This window comes from Mariniluteicoccus endophyticus (assembly GCF_054780035.1).
On the sequence record NZ_BAAGXC010000021.1, the window covers coordinates 148548 to 165362 of the forward strand.

A 16815-nucleotide genomic window follows, 5' to 3' on the forward strand; every position below is an offset into this window, starting at 1 on the left:
GGCGCAATGTTAGGACGCCCCACCGACGGAACCGAAATCCCGCGACGGGGCCACGACCGGGCCGATCCGCAGGGCGGTGAGCGTCGACCACACCCCCAGCACCACCATCGAGCCCAGCACCACGCCGAAGGTCAGCACCAGGTCGCCGCCGCCGTGCAGACGAGCGAACAGGGTGCCGGCCAGCGCGGCGACCAGCGAGTTGCCGAGCGACTCCCCCGCCTGCAGCGCCGAGGCGTTGCGGCCCTGCTCGGACACCCGCGACAGGGTCATGGTCGCCAAGCCCGTCGACGCGATCACCAGCCCCATGCCGAGCCCGGCGAAAGTCCACACGATCCAGGCGACCAGCACCGGCAGGCGCGGGAAGCCGGCGACCAGGGCACAGCCCAGGATGCCGAGCGTCGTCGCGGCGGTCCCCGCGACGATGACGTGGTGACGGCCCAGCCGCAGCCAGGGCCGAGACTGCAGCCACGAGCCGACGAACCAACCCACCGAGCCGATGGTGAGCAGCAACCCCGCACGACCGATGCTCAGGCCGCGGGCCTCGACGAGCATCAGCGGCAGGAACGCCTCGGCGGCGAAGAACGTGCCCGCGATCAGCGCACGGGTCATCATCACCGCCGGCAGCCCCGGCGCCAAGGTCAGCAGGCCGCGCGGCATGATCCGAGGCAGCGCAACCACGAGCAGAGCCAGACCGGCCGCACCGCACAGAGCCGCCCACACGTCGGGCGTCGTGGCGGCACGCTGGCCGGCGTACTGCAACCCGACCGCCGCGAGCGCCAGCAGCAGGCCCACCCACATCGGAACGGGCGAGGAGTCCTCCTCGTGGGGTGTGCGCGCGCGCTGGAGCGCGAGCAGCGGCGGCAGGGCAAGGACAGCCCCCAGCGCCAGCAGCGGCAGCACCGCGTAGAAGACCCAGTGCCACGACAGGTGCTCGGTGATCCACGCCGCGGCGGGCGGGCCCACGAAGGCGGGCAGCACCCAGGCCGCCGAGAACCCGGTCATCATCAGCGGTCGTTTGTCCTCGGGGAACGCGTGGGCCACGACGACGTACAGGCCGACGTTCAGGGCGCCCGCGCCGAGCCCCTGGACGAGGCGGCCGGTGAGCAGCTGGGCCATGGTCGGCGCCGCACCGGAGACGACGAGGCCCACAGCGAAGACGAGCATGCCGGCGACCAGCGTCCGCAGCGGGCCGTGACGGTCGGCGTCGCGGCCGCCCGCGACGTTGCCGGCGAGCATGCCGATGACGAACAGCGAGAACGCCCACGCGTACCAGGAGATCCCGTCGAGCTCGGCGGCCGCCCGCGGCATTGCGGTGCCCACGCCGATCGACTCGAACGCCGTGGCGAAGATGCCGGCGATCAGGCCGACCGCCAGCGGGGCCAGCGGCGGGGACGGGTTCGGCTCGGGGGTGCTCACCGCCCCATCCCTAGCACATCGCCCGAGCGTACGCAGGCTTGGATCCCGGCGACTACACTCGCCCCCATGAGCCAGCAGCTGAGCCCGGGATCGCAGACGATCATCGACGAGCGCGTCGAAGGTGACCTCCGCTACGAGGAGGGCGACCACGAGAGGTTCTCCCACTACGTCCCCAAGGACAAGCTCACCGAGGCCATGGTGATGGGTACGCCCGTCATCGCCCTGTGCGGCAAGGTGTGGGTGCCCTCTCGCAACCCCGACCGCTTCCCGGTCTGCCCCTCCTGCAAGGAGATCTGGGGCCAGATGCAGCCGGGCGGCGACGACGGCGACGAGGGCTGAGCGTCCCGCCTCACCCGGACGTCCCCGGGTAACGCCCCGACAAGGGCGGATGCCTCCCCCGGCGCGCGTAGTCTGGAACGGTGACCGGGGGAAGACAGCGGGTTCTGGTGCTCATGAGGCACGCCAAGTCGTCGTGGACGCAGGACGTCGACGACCACGAGCGACCGCTGTCGAGCCGCGGCCGGCGCGATGGGAGGGCCGCCGGCCGGCTGCTCGCCTCGCGTGGTCTCGCCCCCGACCTCGTGCTCTGCTCCACCGCCGAGCGCGCACGGCAGACGTTCGACCGCACCGTCAGCGGCGGCGCCTCCTTCGGTGACGTCGTCTACACCGACGACCTCTACGAGGCCACTCCCGGCGAGATCACCGACCTGATCCGGCGTACCGACGGCGACGTCGAGACCCTGATGGTGGTCGGCCACTGCCCCGCAATCAGTGATGTCGTGACCCATCTGGCCCGTCCCGAGGTGTCCGCCACCCAGCTCGCGTCGATCGCCGAACGCTTCCCGACGTCGGCCATGGCCGTCATCGAGTTCGACGGCGACTGGTCGGCGGTGGCCGACGGCTCAGGGCGCCTCGCGGCGTACGAGGTCCCGCGCGGCTGATCAGGCCGCCAGCGACCGCAGGGCAAGCTCGTAGCCGCGCAACCCCAGACCGGCGATCACGCCGGTCGCGTACGGGGTGACATAGGAGTGGCGGCGGAAGTCCTCGCGCGCGTGCACGTTCGAGATGTGCACCTCGATCAGGTCGGCGGTCCGCTGGGCGACTGCGTCGGCGATCGCCACCGACGTGTGGGTCCACGCGGCCGGGTTCAGCACGACCGGCAGCGAGGCGTCGGCGGCCTCGTGGATCCATGCGATCATCTCATGCTCGGCATCGGTCTGGCGCACCTCGACCTCGAGCCCGAGCTCGCGGCCGACCTCCATCAGGCGATCGGCCAGCTCGGCATGCGTCGTGGCGCCGTAGACCTCCGGCTGGCGTCGGCCCAGACGCCCCAGGTTCGGCCCGTTGAGCACCAGTACACGCGTCACGACTGCACCTCCCGTCCGAGACCGACGCCCAGGTAGGCCGCGGCGAAGCAGCCCGTCTGGAGCAGCGCGGCATAGCGGGCGAGCTCACTGCCGTGCGTCCGCGTGATCGGCGCGACGCGGACGTCGTGGCGCTCCGCGAGCGACCCCAGGGACCTCCGGGCGGCCACGATCGGTGCCGACTCGGAGCCGTCGTCGAGCAGCACCAGTGTCGGCCGCCGGTCACTGACGGGGTTGTCGAACGGGTCGGCGAACGGGTCGCGGGCGTGCGTGCCCTGCAGGATCGTGGTCAGCGCCGGGGCGTCGGCCGCGAGCGCGGCACGACCGCTGGACGCGCGGACGGCCTCCGCGATGCGGCGTGACGCGCGGGCCGCCAGCACCGACCCGCCCCAGACCAGCGGCTGCGCGTCGGCGAGCGCGAGGGCGACGTCCTTGGCCGGGTTGGCGGCGAGGTCGACGAACGGAGAGCAGTCCTCGGCGACCTCGTCCATGGCGATGGCGATCTCCTCTGGATCGATCTCCGGGCCCAGCCCGGCGGACGCGAGGGCCTGGAGCACCAGCGCTGCGGCGGCCAGCGCGTCTCCGGTCGCGGTCGGGATCAGCGTGGCGGTGCGGCGGCTGACCTGCTCCCCCACCGGCGAGGCCTCGGGGCAGGCGACCAGCAGCGACGCGCCACGGCGTACGGCCTCGGCGACGGACGCGGCGAGATCGGGATTGCCTCCGTCGGGGGCCATGACGACGACCAGGTCGAGCGGGCCCACCCACCCGGGCAGCCCGGCAGCGGGCCACGCGACGAAGGGCACGGGACACGTCGGCTCGAGCATCGCCCGCACCAGACGGGCCTCGGTGCCCGCGGCGATCACCGCGCGGGGACGGTCGGGCGCGAAGCCGCCCAGCGGGTCGGCGGCACGGCCGGCCTCGATGCGTACGCGGGCACCCGCCCCCGCCAGATGACGCAGCGCACCATCAGCGCTCGCGAGGGCCTCACGGTCCTCCAGGCGGGAGTCGTCGAAGTCGACCATCGGGTGCCTTTCTGTGGGCCGTGGATCAGGGATCTTTCAGGCGCGACGGGCCTCGTCGATGAGCAGCACGGGGATGCCGTCGACCACCGGGTAGGCCAGGCCGCACTGCCCGCTGGTGCAGACGAGCTCACCGCTGTCGTGGTCGACGGCCAGCCCCGAGTGACAACTCGGGCAGGCCAGGATCTCGACGACCTCGCGGGGCAGCTCCAGGTGGGGCGTCGTCATCGCTGCTCCTCCCGGACCAGGGCCAGGACCTCGTCGCGCAGCGAGGCCATCAGCCGGGGGTCGCGGGCCTCGACGTTGAGCCGCAGCAGCGGCTCGGTGTTGGACGGGCGCAGGTTGACCCACCAGTCGGGGCCCTCCACCAGCAGGCCGTCGTCGAACGACGTCTCGCCGCCGCGGCCGTCGAGCGCCTCGGACACGCACGTCATCGTCGCCTTCGCGTCGGCGACGGTCGAGTTGATCTCGCCGGAGGCCGCGTACCGGTCGAAGCGCTGCACGAGTTCCGAAAGCGGCTGGTCGACCCGACCGAGCATCGCCAGGACGTGCAGACCGGCCAGCATGCCGGTGTCGGCCGACCAGAAGTCGCGGAAGTAGTAGTGGGCCGAGTGCTCCCCGCCGAAGACGGCGTCGTGCTCGGCCATGGCGGCCTTCACGTAGGTGTGGCCGACACGCGAGATCACGTAGGTGCCACCGCACTCCTCCACGACCTCACGGACCGTGCGAGAGGTGATGGTGTTGCCGACGACCGTGCCACCGGGCTCGCGATGGAGCTCTTGGGCGGCGATGAGGGCCGTCACGGCCGACGGGCTCACGACGTCACCCCGCTCGTCGATGATGAAGCAGCGGTCGGCGTCGCCGTCGAAGACCAGCGCCAGGTCGGCGCCGTTGTCGCGGACCGCGCGCTGGGCGTCGACGAGGTTCTGGGGCTCCAGCGGGTTGGGCTGGTGGTTCGGGAACGAGCCGTCGAGGTCCATGAACAGCCCGACGAGCTCGACGTCGGCACCCTGCAGGACGGTCGGCACCGTGTGTCCCGCCATGCCGTTGCCGGCGTCGACGACGACCTTCAGCCGGCGGATGCCGCTCAGGTCGACCAACGAGTTGAGGTGCTCCGCGTAGGCCGGAAGCAGGTCCTGACGGCGCAGGGTCCCCGGCTGGTCGGCGACGGGGCGCTCGCCGGACGCCTCCAGCGCGAACGCGTGGCGGGCGATCTCGATGAGGTGCTGCGGCGAGACCGGTCGCGCCTCGGCGAGACAGAACTTGATGCCGTTGTAGGTCGCCGGGTTGTGGGAGGCCGTGAACTGGACGCCCGGCAGCTCGAGACGTCCCGACGCGAACCACAGCTGATCGGTCGACGACAGGCCGATGTCGATCACGTCGACACCACGGTTCATGGCGCCTTCGGCGAAGGCCGTGCTCAGCTCGCCGCCGGTGGCGCGCATGTCGCGGCCGAGCACGAACGCGCTGCCCGGCTGCAGGCCGAGGGCCTCGACGAACGCCACCCCCAGCGCGTACGCCCCGTCGGCGTCCCACTGGGCATCCGCACCGCCGGCGAGGCCGCGGATGTCATTGGCCTTGAAGATCTCTTGAGTCAGCATCGCGGACCACACTAGCGCCCTGTGGACCGCTCACACGTCAGGATCGGCGAGCACGGTGAGGTGCCGTCGGCGTCCCAGCTCGACCACGCCGCGCAGCGGCTTGGGAGCGACCGGCTCGGGGTCGAGGGAGAAGCCCACCTCGCGGACCGCGTCGGCCAGGGCCAGCAGGTCGTCGGCCGCGGGCTGCGGCACCGGCCTGTCACCGATCGGCAGGCGGATGACGTCCCATCCGCGCGGCGGGGTGAGGTTCTGGGCGTGGATCTGGCACAGGTCGTACGCGTTCGGGTCGGCCTGACCGGCCAGCGGGCCGAGCACGGCGGTCGACTCGGCGTACACGTAGGTGAGCGTGGCGATCGCCCGGGCCGAGCACCCCGTCCGCGTGCAGAACCGTTGAGTCACGGGGCGACGCTACCTCGCGCGCGGCTGCCCGGGCCGGCGGCGCGCCGACGGCGGACCCGTGAGGCCCGGTGACCGTGCCGAATCATCAGGGAGTTGGCCCCTGACCGTCCTCATCGGCCCGCCGGGGCGAAGTTCTCGATGATTCCGCACGCCTGCCCACCCGGGTCGGCCCTTCGTGCTCACCAGTCGTCGGCGCCGTAGCCCTCGGGATCGATCTCGTCGGCGTCGATGCCCGTCAGCGCGGCCAATTGCTCGACGACGATGCGATGGGCGAGGATGGCCAGCCCCCGCCGGGTTGCGGCGCGGTGCTCCAGTGGGCGCCGATAGACGATGATGCGCGCCGGGCGGGTCTCGGTGCGCTCGACGGCGGCCGCCAGAGGCACCTGGTCACCGGCCCAGTCGACACGCAGGTGTGGCACCTCCTCGACGCCGATCACGACCCCCTCGAGGGCGCGCGGGCAGGCCCTGCCGATCCGGGCGACGGCCTCACCGACCACCCGGGAGAAGTAGGCGTCCGCGGGCTCCCGGCGGGCCAAGGGGGCACGACGCGCGTACGCGTTGGGCAGGGCGAGCGGACCACGCAGCCCGCGGCCGTGGCGGTCACGACGGCTCGACACGTCAGTTCCCCGATCCCAGGCCGGGCCGGTGCTCGGGCTCGGCGCCGCTGGTCGCGGGTTCCGGCGCCGACACGGGCGTCGTGGCCAGGCCGGGACGGCCGTCACCGGTGAGCACGATGCCCGCATGCACCGTGGCCCCCCGCGGGGACCGGACGACCAGACCCGCCGGCTCGTCGACCTTCGCGATCTCCCACAGCTGGGTGGTGCCGCCCCGCACGGGCAGCTCGGCGGCCTTGAGCTCGCGCCCATCGGCCGCGAGCAGCCGAAGGCTGACGATCGTGTCCTGGAGGCCGACGTTCGTCACCAGCGCGGCACCGGTGATGCCGGGCGCGACAGCCAGGGCACCGACACCGGTCGTACCGAGGGCCTCCGCCGAGGGCTGAAAGGCCACGTCGGAGGTGGCGGCGTCGGTGCCCGAGTGGGAGACGACTGCGGCCGTGACCGGCTGGTCGGTGCTGACCCGAACGGCGGCAGGCTGCTCGGCGAGGCCACGAGTCAGCGACACCTGGGCTGTGGAGGCCCCGTTGATGTCCAGCTGGCTGGCCTCGGCGGGGGCGAACGTGCCGTCGGGCGTCATGATCTCGATCTTCGCCGTGGTCCGGCGCTCGCCGGGATTGGTAACAACCAGAGTGCGCTCACCCTTGCCGTCAGGGACCCCGGGCACCACCTGGACGAGCGACGGCGGGGCCGAGGGGACCTGCCAGTCCGTGCCACCTGGCAGCGCCCCGAAGGCCGCCTTCTGGACGACCGTGGCATGGATACGGCCACGGGAGGCGCGTACCTGGACACCGAACGGTCCGAGCTGGGTCGTCAACGTCTCCAACCCCACGACGCGCGACGACCGTGCCGGAACGGTGAGACCACGGGCACCGGGGGCCGACACCTGTCCGTCGGGCCCGAGCAGGCGCAGATCGACGTCGGCGCGGGTCGAGTCGGTGTTGACGAGCACGATCTCGCTGCGGGTCGTGGCCTGGCCGCCCGGCCCCTGACCGCCGGAGTAGAGGCCCGTGAACCACTGGGTGGTGCTGGGAGCCACGCAGCGGGCGGTGGCGAGCCCACGCTCGGCGCCCTGGGCGGCGGCGGAGAACGACGACGCTGCCGAAGCGGTCGACTGACGCCCCTCGGCGACCACCAGGGTGGGCTGGTCGGCCGCCAGCGTCACACCACGCCCCGACGGGACCACGTCGGCACGCTCCGAGCCGAGCGCCCGCGTCGCGAGCTCGCCGCCCCGGGTGCCCGTGATGAGGTTGACCACCTGGGCCGGTGGGCAGACCGTGACCGTGCGGCCCGTCGTGTCGACCGGGTCGGGCGGCGGGATCGTCGGCGGTCGGCTGACCGCTCCCCCACCCACGAGCGCCGCGAGCGCCAGGGTGGCGGCACCCACCGCGCCGATGCGCCGGCCGGCACCCGGACCTCTCGGTGTGCGGCGCACGGGCGTGGGGCTCGCCCCGATCGCGTCTTCGCCGCTGCTCGCCGGGCCGGGCGACCCCACCGCGGGCAGCGAAGTGGTCGCCGGGGACGACTGTCCAGCCGGGGCGTGCCCCGCGGGATCACCGGGCTGGGCGGGCTGCTCCGGGGGCAAGGGGTTCGTGCGGCCCTCGGGTCCGTGTCCCGGGTGTCCGGTGGCCGGGTCGTGCTCTGTCATGCGGCACCTCCAGTCGTGCGACGCGCGGGCGTGGCCGGGCTGGCAGCGCGACGTCGTCGCTCCCCCGCCAGCGACGGCGCGGCGAGGATGGCCACGGCCAGCAGGCCGAGGCCCTGCAGCCCGACGAGCCACGGGCGGACGGGCGTGTGCCAGTCCACCTCGAGGCGCCCGGGGCCGTCGGGGATCGCGTACACGCTCTGGACGCCCGTCGATTGCGGCTCGAGCCGCTGCCCGGCGTAGGTGACCACCCGCCGGGAATCCGCGGGGTCGGCCATCGTCAGGGTGCGTCCCGATCCGGCCGGCAGGTCGACCGCGGGTGACGCGCCAGGCCGCCCATCGAGCGGGACAGGGGTCTGACCCGTCACCAGCAGCCGCGCCGTGGTGCCGGGCACGGTCCACACGAGGCCGCGCTCGTCGCCGGAGCCCGCACCGAGGCCCGGCACGTTGGTGATGCGCGTGCGCTGCTCCTCGTCGGCACCGACCACCCACACGTGGGCGATGCCGAGAGCACGCAGATCGGTGGCCACCTGTTCGTCACCCGCACCGCCGACGAGGCGGGCGACGACGCTGCGGGTGCGGTCCTGCATGACCTTCGAGCCGCCGAAGGCCAGGCCCCGGTCGGCGTCGCCGAGGCGGAGCTGGTCGTCGGCGACGAGCGACCACGACAGCTGGCCACGGTCGAAGCGGAGCGCCAGCGTGCGCGTTGCCGCGGGCGACTTCATGGCCACGCGGACGAAGGGCGGCATGTCGTCCATCTTCGCTCGATGGAGAGGTCCGGCCGAGCCCTGCCAGACCCACCACCCGGCCGAGCCGAGGAGCACGGCGGCAGCGAGCACGGCGGCCGCGACGGCGAGCGGACGCGGGGTGAGCCGGTCGAGCCCGATCGCGGCGGCCAGCACGAACGCCGCGCCGGCTAGGAGTAGCAGCGAGGCCTCGTCGGGGCGTACGCGCGTGCCGAACGGGAGCGTCGTGGCCAGGCGGGAATGGAGCAGGTAGACCCCGGTCAACGCCAGCAGACCGGTCGCCCACGCCACCCACACCCCGGTCGACGCGGTCCGGCGAGCCAACCCGGCCAGCGCCAGGACGGCCGCCACGACAGCGACGACGAGGAGCAGCCAGGTCGGGGGCAGCCCGGCCCACGCGGGGCCGGCGGTGCCGGCGTCGGGACCGAGCAGCAGGCGGGAGCCACCGCGCGCCACGGCCGGCCACCACGGCGCCAGCAGCACCAGAGGGACGCCGACCGCGATCGCGACACGCAGGAGGCGTGTGCGGTCGGACCGCCAGGCGACGGCCGCCGCGAGCGCCCCCACGAGGCCGGCGCCGAGCAGCACCGGGTGGAAGCTGATGACGAGGGTGGCGGCCAGACCCGTCCACCAGGCGGCACGCAGGCGCTCGGGGGCGTCGGGGTGGCGGCGCGCGATGCCGCGCAGGCCGACCGCGAGCAGTGGCAGTGCGATCGCGACGAGCCACAGCCCCAGCGCACCGCGGCCCAGCGCGCCGAGCCAGAACGGGAGCAGGGCGTACGCTGTGCCGGCGAGCACGCGCGTCCCCGTGCCCTCCACGACCCGGCGCAGCAGGACCTGCGCCGACGCGTACGCCAAGGGCACGCACAGCAGCGCGAGACCCGTCACGAGCCACTCGGGCCGGCCGAACGTCAGTGTCGACAGGAGCGCCACCCAGCCCTCCCACGGCGGTGATGACAGGCCGGGGGCGCCCGGGATGGGCGCGAGGTAGGCGCGCCATGTCTCGGCGAGCGAGTCGCGCGCCGGCAGCAGCGCCTCAGAGGTTAGCTGGCCCAGGCCGAACAGCCCGCGGCCCGCGACGAGAGCGAGGACCGTCAGGAGGAGGCCCACCAGGGGGACGGGGCGCGACCAGAACCGGCGCCGGGGCGCCTCGGACCCGGAGAAGTCGTCACCGATGAGGTCGTCGATCGTCGTCTCGGGATCGGTGCCGAAGGCCTCGTCCCAGCGCTGGGCCGCCCAGTCGTACACCGTGTCGGCCACGGAGACCAACCCGGCCCCCCGGCCCGGGCGCAGCGCGGCGAGGCGCTGCTCGACCTCCGGCGAAGGCTTCGGCACCCGCGTACGCAGGCTGTCCGGCCCGTTGCGCCACGTCTTGACCGCGCGCAGCTCGCCCGCCGCGCGGGATGGCGCCTTGGCGAGCAGGAAGCCCAGGGCGCGTGCGTACGAACCGGCGACGAGCCCCGCGCCACCGCGCCGGGCGGCGACCGTGCGCAGGGCGAGGGCGCGGTCGTAGGACTCGGGGTCAGCCCCGATGAGGGTGGAGCGGCGCAGGCCGGAGCGTCCGGCGCTGCGATGGGTGATCACGGCGTCGGGGACGGTGACCACGCGGTGACCGGCGGCGGTGGCGCGCCAGCCGAAGTCGAGGCCGTCGTGGAACAGCGGCAGCTCGGGCGCCAGACCGCCGAGGGCGTCCCAGACGGGCCGGCGGACGAGCATGCCACAGGCGCTGACGCCAAGTACCTGTGCGGGGGTGTGTTGGCCCTGGTCGATCTCGCCGGGCTCGAGCGAGGTGACGAGCCGCCCGGAGTCGGCCATCGAGAGGCCGAGCTCGGCGATGCGCCGCTCGCCACGGCCGGGCTGGAGGAGCTTGGGGCCGAAGACGTCGCCCTCGGCGTCGGTGACCGTGGCCGCCAGCAGCCGCTCGAGGGAGTCGGGCTCGACCACGACGTCGTCGTGGAGCATCCACAGCAGCGGCTCGTGGTCGTCGACCGCCTCCAGGGCGCCGGCGACCGACTGGCCGAAGCCCTCGGCCGGGTCGCCCTCGACGAGGACGTCGAACAGGCCCGATTCCAGCAGCAGCTGCTGGGTCTGGTCGTCGGAACCGCCGTCGACGGCGATCCACCGCGTGGGCCGCACTGTGAGCGCCCGCAGCGAGGCGAGGGTGGACGGGAGCCAGGCGGCAGCGTTGTGGGCCACCAGCACGGCCGTGACGCGGAGGCCGGAGACGTCGACGCGCTTTTCGTCGGGCTCGTGGTGAGCCCAGCTCCACAGCTCGTTGGTCGTCGTCATGGCGCGGGAGTCACCTGTTCGTCAGTCGTCGGTAGGGCGCCACAACGACACGAGGGACGCCGCAGCGCCCCTCATCGTAACCGGCTCAGACCGCGCGCTTCTTCAGCTTGCGTCGCTCGCGCTCGCTGAGCCCGCCCCAGATGCCGAAACGTTCGTCGTTCCCCAGGGCGTACTCCAGGCACTCGCGGCGGACGTCGCACGAGAGGCACACCTTCTTTGCCTCGCGAGTCGATCCACCCTTCTCGGGGAAGAACGCCTCAGGGTCGGTCTGGGCGCAGAGCGCCTGCTCCTGCCACGCGAGAACACCCTCGTCGTCGCCGGCCACGACCTCCAGCCAATCCTGCATGCTGCCTCCTCGACCCGTCCGCGACCCCGCCCGGGCGCGAACTACGTTGATGGAATTACATGCTTGTTGTCACGCCTAAGTCAAGCCCGGGCATGTAGCTTGGCATGAGCGATCACTCATTCTCGGGGCGTCGGGTCCCACTTCCCACGGAACTGTGTGGTGTCCGTCGCCTCGCCCGGGTAGATGATCTGGGGCCCGGGCCCACCCTGTTGGGGGTACTGGGACTGGGCCGACGGTTGGGACTCGGCGGCGGGCTCGGCGGAGGGCTGGGACTGGCCCGAAGGCTGGCCGTACGCCGGCTGCCCGTAGGCCGGCTGGTGCCCCTGGTCGTGTGTCCCCTGGCCCAGCGCCTGCTGGGGCTGGCCCTGGTTGGGCTGCCACCCACCGCCGGGCTTGCCGGGGACGCCCCAACCGCTGGCCTGGGCACCCGACGCCGCGCCAGAGGCCGTCGACCAGGCTGCCCCGGCGGCATGGTCGGGCTGCCACGTCGTGGCGTTCGGATCCTGGGGGTGGGGGGCCTCCAGCGCGGGCTGGGCGGCCGGGGCCGGCGCGCCCGCACGCGCCATGGCCACGAGCGCCCAGACGCAGCCACCCAACACGAGCGGACCCACGAGGAAGCTGAGGATCTGGAGCACGGCCGCGGCCCCGCCGATGTGAGGCATCACACGCACCATGAGCATGACCGAGAAGACGAGGTCGAGCAGCAGGGACAGGCCGAGTTCGCCCGCGCCCACCCAAGCGAGCACGTTCGCATGCGGCGAACGCTCCCCCAAGACGTTCGCCGCCACAACCACGAGGACCAGCGCCGCGAAGCCCATCGAGAACTCCGTGGGTGTTGCGCCGTACTCCGTCGGCGCCGACAGCGACATCGCCAGCGTGACGACCTTGGACAGGAGGGCGATACCGACGCCCACCAGGACCAGCCAGGCGATGGGGGTGCGGGCCTTCTTCAGAGGTTCGACCATGGGAGAAAGCGTACGATCACCCACCGACAATTCGCAGGAGGCCGTGCTCAGCCCTCGCCGAGTTCGTCGGGCCCGTAGAGCCCCTCCACGTCCAGCGACGAGCCGGTGACCGGGTGGCCGATGATCTCGAGGAGCTCCGCGTACGCCCGGGTAGGTCGCCGGGGTGTCCACCGGCGCGCTCGTTGCACCCTCCACGCGCACCGTGCCATCGCCGTGGTCCCAGGTGGCGGCGTGCTCGGTCGAGACCTTGTCGGGCCGCCGCCTGACGAAGGAGCCACGTGAGTGCGGTGAAGTCGCTGAGGCGCAGCAGGAACCACGGAGCCGCCGTTGAACCGCTACGCCGTTGGGGCGTCGTCTTCTGGGACATGATGGCGTTCAATCCCGGCGTGCCCGCCGTCGCTGCGGGACGCGAGGTCGTCACGAATATGTACGCCCGAGCGCCTCGCCGCTGGGTGAGGTCGTGGCCCGCGCCGGTGCCGCGGCCGGTGGGACTTGGCGCTCCTTCGTCGGCGAGATGGTCCATCCACGATGGCAAACGGTCGGATCACGCCCGGGTCTGCCAGGGCTGCGACAATGGCGCGGGTGAGCATCCAGACACCTGACCATGTTGTCGTCCTCGCCGGCGGGGTCGGCGGTTCCCGCTTCGTCCGTGGCGTACGCGCCGCCTGGCCCGACGCGCGCATCGACGTCGTGGCCAACACCGCCGACGACGTAACGCTGCAGGGCCTGCGCATCTGCCCCGACATCGACACCATGCTGTACGCCCTCGGCGACGGCATCGACCCTGAGAAGGGCTGGGGCCGCCGCGACGAGACGTGGTCGATCATGGAGGAGCTCAAGACCTACGGCGTCGAACCGACCTGGTTCGCCCTCGGTGACCGCGACATCGCCACCCACCTCATCCGCAACCAGCTCGTCACGGCGGGCGCGACGCCCACCCAGATCACGCAGGCGCTCGCGGCGCGCTGGCTGGCGCACGACCCGCTGCTGAGGGTGCTGCCGATGACCGACGACCGCGTCGAGACCCATGTCGTGATCACCGACCCCGACGCGCCGTCGGGCCGCCGTGCGGTGCACTTCCAGGAGTTCTGGGTGCGGTTGCACGCCAAGGCGCCCGTCGAGCAGGTGCTGCAGGTCGGCATCGATCAGGCGAAGGCGACCCCCGAGGTCCTGGAGGCGATCGGCGGCGCCGACCTGGTGCTCGTCGGCCCGTCGAACCCGGTCGTGTCGATCGGGCCGATCCTCGCCACCGGTGGCGTACGCCCGGCCCTGCGCGCGACCGCCGCGAAGGTCGTGGGCTTCTCCGGCATCGTCGGCGGCGCGCCGGTGCTCGGCATGGCCGACAAGCTCCTCCCGGCGATCGGCGTGGAGGTCGACGCGGCGGCGGTGGGGCTCCACTACGGGCCACGCTCGAAGCCGGGCGGCCTGCTGGACGCCTGGGTCATGCACACCAGCGACGCGGCTTCGGTCGAGTCGGTCGAGGCGCAGGGGCTGCCCTCGCTGGCGACCGAGCTCCTGATGACCTCGCCGGAGGCCACGGCGGAGTTCATCCGCGCCGGCGTCGCCCGATGATCACCGTCGAGGCACCCGAGGGCATCGGCGAGGTACGCCCGGGCGACGACCTCGCCGCGCTGGTCCTGGCCGTCACCGAGCCGCGTGAGGGCGACATCTGGGTCGTCACATCGAAGATCGTGTCGAAGGCCGAGGGGCGCTACATCGGCGAGGCCGACAAGCAGGCGGCCCGGCGGTCGGAATCGCGCCGGGTGGTGGCGAAGCGCGGCGGCACGGTGATCGTCGAGCACCGGCTCGGGCTGGTCCACGCGGCGGCCGGGATCGACTCCTCGAACGTCGAGCCGGGCACCGCCCTGCTCCTGCCGCTCGACCCCGACGCGTCGGCGCGAGCCATCCGGGCGGCCGCCCGCGAGCGGACCGGCGTACGCATCGGCGTGGTCGTGTCCGACACCTCCGGGCGCGCGTGGCGGACGGGCCAGACCGACCTGGCGATCGGCACCGCGGGCGTGGTCCCCGTCGACTCGCACGTGGGCCGCACCGACGCATACGGCAACGACCTGCGGGTCACCGAAATCGCCGTCGCCGACGAGATCGCGGCGGCGGCCGACCTGGCCAAGACCAAGCTGGGCGGGCGCCCGGTCGCGGTGGTGCGCGGCCTGTCCCACCTCGTGACCGACGACGACGGGTCGAGCGCTCCCCTGCTGCGCGAGGAGGCGAAGGACTTCTTCAGGCTGGGTCGCCGCGAGGCCGTGCTGGAGGCCGTGCTGCGGGCCACGGGCCAACTCGACCGCTGGGACGAGCTCGTCGAGCTCGACGGCGCCGAGCTGGTCGCGGCGGTGGCTGCCGGCGCCCCCACCGCCGACGCCGCCTGGATCACCCGCCTGCTGGCCGACTGACGCCGACGATCGACTTTCCCTTGCGGAAACGGAAAGGCATTACTAGAGTTTCCGTTATGGAAACAAACTCGTACGATCCCGTCTCCGCCCTCGCCGACGTCGACGGCAGCAACGCCGCGATCGCCGAGCGCCTCGTCACGCCGTGGTGGTACCACCCCGTCCTCGGCCTGGCGCTGGGCGCGCTCTGCCTGGTCAGCGGCCGGGTGGTGGAGTCGCCGCTGCTCGCCGTCATGGCCGGGGCCGGCGTCGCGCTGGTCAGCGCACTGCTCGTCGGCGTCTACCGCCGCCGCACCGGCCTGTGGGTGGGCCCCGCCCAGACCGGCCCGCGCTCGCGCGCCCTGTGGCTCGCCCACTCGGGGCTCACGATCGTGGTGCTCGTCGCCGCGTTCGGGTCGGGGGGACACCCCACCCTGGCCTGGCTCCCCTGGGCCGCCGCAGCGGTGGCGCTGGTCGGCACCATCGTCCTCGGCCGGGCCGTCGACGCCGCACTCCGCGACGAGATCCGCTCCGGCACGGCCCACGCCACGCAGCGATGAGCGGCTTCGACGAGACCGTCCACGCGCCGGTGCGGCTCAAGGTGTGCGCGGCCCTGCGCCGCGTCGAGTCGGCCGAGTTCGGCGCCCTGCGCGACGACCTGGGGATCGCCGACTCGGTGCTCAGCAAGCACCTCAAGGTGCTCGTCGAGGCGGGCTACGTCGTCCTCGACAAGCCCACCGGCCGGGGCCGGGTGCGGACCTGGGCCCGCCTCACCAAGCAGGGCCGGACCGCCTTCGACGGCCACGTCGCCGCACTGCGCGCGCTGGTCGAGTCCCCCGTCGAGGACGTCCCCCGCTGACGCGGACGCCACCCGCGCTGTGCGTCGACGCACACCACGCCGGACTCAGGCGTACGCCTCGCCCAGGTCCTCGGAGACCTTCGCCACGAGGGCCTTGACCTGCTCGGCGCGACCGGAGGGGCACACGAGGGTGATGTCGTCGGTCTGGACGACGATGGTGTCGGACATGCCGAGCACCGCCACGAGGCGGCCGTCGTCGGACTTGTTGATGACGAGGTTGTTCACCGCGTCCATCATGATCGTCTGGCCCTCGCGGGCGTTGCCCTCGTCGTCGTGGGGCAGGTGCTCGGCCAGCGCCGGGAAACCGCCCACGTCGTGCCACGTGATGGGCAGGCGCACGGCGACGACGTGGGATCCCTGGGTGCCGCGCCCGAGCGAGACCGGCTCCATGATCGCGTAGTCGACCGAAATCTTCGGCAGGGTCGGGAACAGCTCGACGAGCTTGCCCGGCTCGTCCGCGAGCTCACGCACCGTGGAGTGGCAGTCCGGGACGAGCTTCTCGAGCTGGGCGAGCAGCGTCTCGGCTCGCCAGACGAACATGCCGGCGTTCCACCAGTACTCGCCCGAGGCCACGTAGCGCTCCGCCGTGACGCGGTCGGGCTTCTCCTTGAACTCCAGCACCTCGCGCACGTTGTCGTCGCCGTCGACCGCACCGCCCTGGTGGAGGTAGCCGTAGCCGGTGTGGGGCGTGTTCGGCACGACCCCGAACGTCACCAGCGCGCTCTCGTCGGCCTCGGCAACCTCGAACCCGCGCCGCAGCGCCTTCTTGAACACCTCGACCGGCTGCATGATCTGGTCGGCGGTCACCATCGCGACCACCGCGTCCGGGTCGGCCTTGGCCAACACCGCGGCGGGCCAGGCGACCGCGTTCAGCGAGTCGCGGCCCACGGGCTCGCCGAGGACCTGGTCACCGGGCATCTCGGGCAGCTCCTCGCGGACGGTCGCCGCATACTGGCCTCCGGTGCAGACCCACACGTTCTCGGCGCCGACCACGTCGACCACCCGCTCGAACGCCATCCGCAGGAGGCTCTTGTCGCCCACCAGGTGCAGCATCTGCTTGGGCATCCCCTGCCGCGACAGCGGCCACAGACGCTTGCCCGACCCACCGGCCATGATCACCACGTAACGCATGGGGCCGACCCTATCCATCCCGGGCGCTCCTAGGATG

At 73.0% G+C, this 16815-nt stretch carries 19 protein-coding genes; 6 read left to right on the forward strand and 13 right to left on the reverse strand.

Annotation, left to right across the window (positions count from 1 at the left end):
* Positions 1–9: 9 nt before the first annotated feature.
* Positions 10–1416, reverse strand: coding sequence for an MFS transporter (locus tag ACYVGD_RS10915; RefSeq protein WP_460743641.1), 1407 nt, complete (start codon positions 1414–1416; stop codon positions 10–12).
* A gap of 66 nt (positions 1417–1482) precedes the next feature.
* On the opposite strand from ACYVGD_RS10915, the gene ACYVGD_RS10920 reads away from it, so the two are divergent.
* Positions 1483–1755, forward strand: a complete 273-nt coding sequence (locus ACYVGD_RS10920; RefSeq protein WP_460743642.1) for a DUF3039 domain-containing protein — start codon at positions 1483–1485, stop codon at positions 1753–1755.
* Positions 1756–1868: 113 nt separating this feature from the next.
* Positions 1869–2357 carry a SixA phosphatase family protein gene (locus ACYVGD_RS10925; protein ID WP_460743643.1) on the forward strand — a complete coding sequence of 163 codons (489 nt, stop codon included), beginning with the start codon at positions 1869–1871 and terminating at the stop codon, positions 2355–2357.
* On the opposite strand, the gene aroQ is transcribed toward ACYVGD_RS10925, so the two are convergent.
* The 11 genes from aroQ to ACYVGD_RS10980 all read right to left on the reverse strand — a co-directional run bounded on the left by aroQ (position 2358) and on the right by ACYVGD_RS10980 (position 12592).
* Positions 2358–2783 (reverse strand): type II 3-dehydroquinate dehydratase, encoded by a 426-nt coding sequence (aroQ, locus tag ACYVGD_RS10930; protein WP_460743644.1) that lies wholly within the window; start codon positions 2781–2783, stop codon positions 2358–2360. It abuts the gene before it with no gap.
* Complete coding sequence (locus ACYVGD_RS10935; protein WP_460743645.1) at positions 2780–3802, reverse strand: SIS domain-containing protein; 1023 nt, start codon at positions 3800–3802, stop codon at positions 2780–2782. Before ACYVGD_RS10935 ends, aroQ begins: the two co-directional genes overlap by 4 nt.
* A gap of 36 nt (positions 3803–3838) precedes the next feature.
* Positions 3839–4027, reverse strand: a complete 189-nt coding sequence (locus ACYVGD_RS10940) for a Trm112 family protein (protein WP_460743646.1) — start codon at positions 4025–4027, stop codon at positions 3839–3841.
* Positions 4024–5400, reverse strand: coding sequence for a phosphohexomutase domain-containing protein (locus ACYVGD_RS10945; protein WP_460743647.1), 1377 nt, complete (start codon positions 5398–5400; stop codon positions 4024–4026). The genes ACYVGD_RS10940 and ACYVGD_RS10945 overlap by 4 nt, the downstream gene beginning before the upstream one ends.
* 30 nt (positions 5401–5430) lie before the next feature.
* Positions 5431–5799, reverse strand: coding sequence for a DUF3499 family protein (locus ACYVGD_RS10950; protein ID WP_460743648.1), 369 nt, complete (start codon positions 5797–5799; stop codon positions 5431–5433).
* Positions 5800–5978: 179 nt separating this feature from the next.
* Complete coding sequence (locus tag ACYVGD_RS10955; RefSeq protein WP_460743649.1) at positions 5979–6416, reverse strand: metallopeptidase family protein; 438 nt, start codon at positions 6414–6416, stop codon at positions 5979–5981.
* 1 nt (position 6417) lies between these two features.
* Complete coding sequence (locus tag ACYVGD_RS10960; protein WP_460743651.1) at positions 6418–8061, reverse strand: DUF5719 family protein; 1644 nt, start codon at positions 8059–8061, stop codon at positions 6418–6420.
* Positions 8058–11093, reverse strand: a complete 3036-nt coding sequence (locus ACYVGD_RS10965; protein ID WP_460743652.1) for a glycosyltransferase family 2 protein — start codon at positions 11091–11093, stop codon at positions 8058–8060. Before ACYVGD_RS10965 ends, ACYVGD_RS10960 begins: the two co-directional genes overlap by 4 nt.
* 85 nt (positions 11094–11178) lie before the next feature.
* Positions 11179–11439 carry a WhiB family transcriptional regulator gene (locus tag ACYVGD_RS10970; RefSeq protein ID WP_460743653.1) on the reverse strand — a complete coding sequence of 87 codons (261 nt, stop codon included), beginning with the start codon at positions 11437–11439 and terminating at the stop codon, positions 11179–11181.
* A 116-nt stretch (positions 11440–11555) separates the two neighbouring features.
* Positions 11556–12404, reverse strand: coding sequence for a hypothetical protein (locus ACYVGD_RS10975; RefSeq protein WP_460743654.1), 849 nt, complete (start codon positions 12402–12404; stop codon positions 11556–11558).
* Positions 12405–12451: 47 nt separating this feature from the next.
* The gene (locus ACYVGD_RS10980; RefSeq protein WP_460743655.1) at positions 12452–12592 is read right to left on the reverse strand and encodes a hypothetical protein; all 141 of its coding nucleotides are present in this window, start codon (positions 12590–12592) and stop codon (positions 12452–12454) included.
* Positions 12593–12986: 394 nt separating this feature from the next.
* Here ACYVGD_RS10980 and cofD point away from each other — a divergent pair, with 394 nt between their 5' ends.
* The 4 genes from cofD to ACYVGD_RS11000 are packed head-to-tail and all read left to right on the forward strand — an operon-like array spanning position 12987 to position 15647.
* Positions 12987–13976: a 2-phospho-L-lactate transferase gene (gene cofD, locus ACYVGD_RS10985; RefSeq protein WP_460743656.1), complete on the forward strand. Its 990-nt coding sequence runs from the start codon at positions 12987–12989 to the stop codon at positions 13974–13976.
* Positions 13973–14812: a coenzyme F420-0:L-glutamate ligase gene (gene cofE / locus ACYVGD_RS10990; RefSeq protein ID WP_460743657.1), complete on the forward strand. Its 840-nt coding sequence runs from the start codon at positions 13973–13975 to the stop codon at positions 14810–14812. Before cofD ends, cofE begins: the two co-directional genes overlap by 4 nt.
* A gap of 56 nt (positions 14813–14868) precedes the next feature.
* Entirely contained in the window at positions 14869–15348 is a 480-nt protein-coding gene (locus ACYVGD_RS10995; RefSeq protein ID WP_460743658.1) for a hypothetical protein, read from the forward strand.
* Positions 15345–15647: a transcriptional regulator gene (locus ACYVGD_RS11000; RefSeq protein ID WP_460743659.1), complete on the forward strand. Its 303-nt coding sequence runs from the start codon at positions 15345–15347 to the stop codon at positions 15645–15647. Before ACYVGD_RS10995 ends, ACYVGD_RS11000 begins: the two co-directional genes overlap by 4 nt.
* A 45-nt stretch (positions 15648–15692) precedes the next feature.
* Here ACYVGD_RS11000 and ACYVGD_RS11005 read toward each other — a convergent pair whose 3' ends face one another.
* Positions 15693–16778, reverse strand: coding sequence for a mannose-1-phosphate guanylyltransferase (locus tag ACYVGD_RS11005; RefSeq protein WP_460743660.1), 1086 nt, complete (start codon positions 16776–16778; stop codon positions 15693–15695).
* Between the last annotated feature and the right edge of the window lie 37 nt (positions 16779–16815).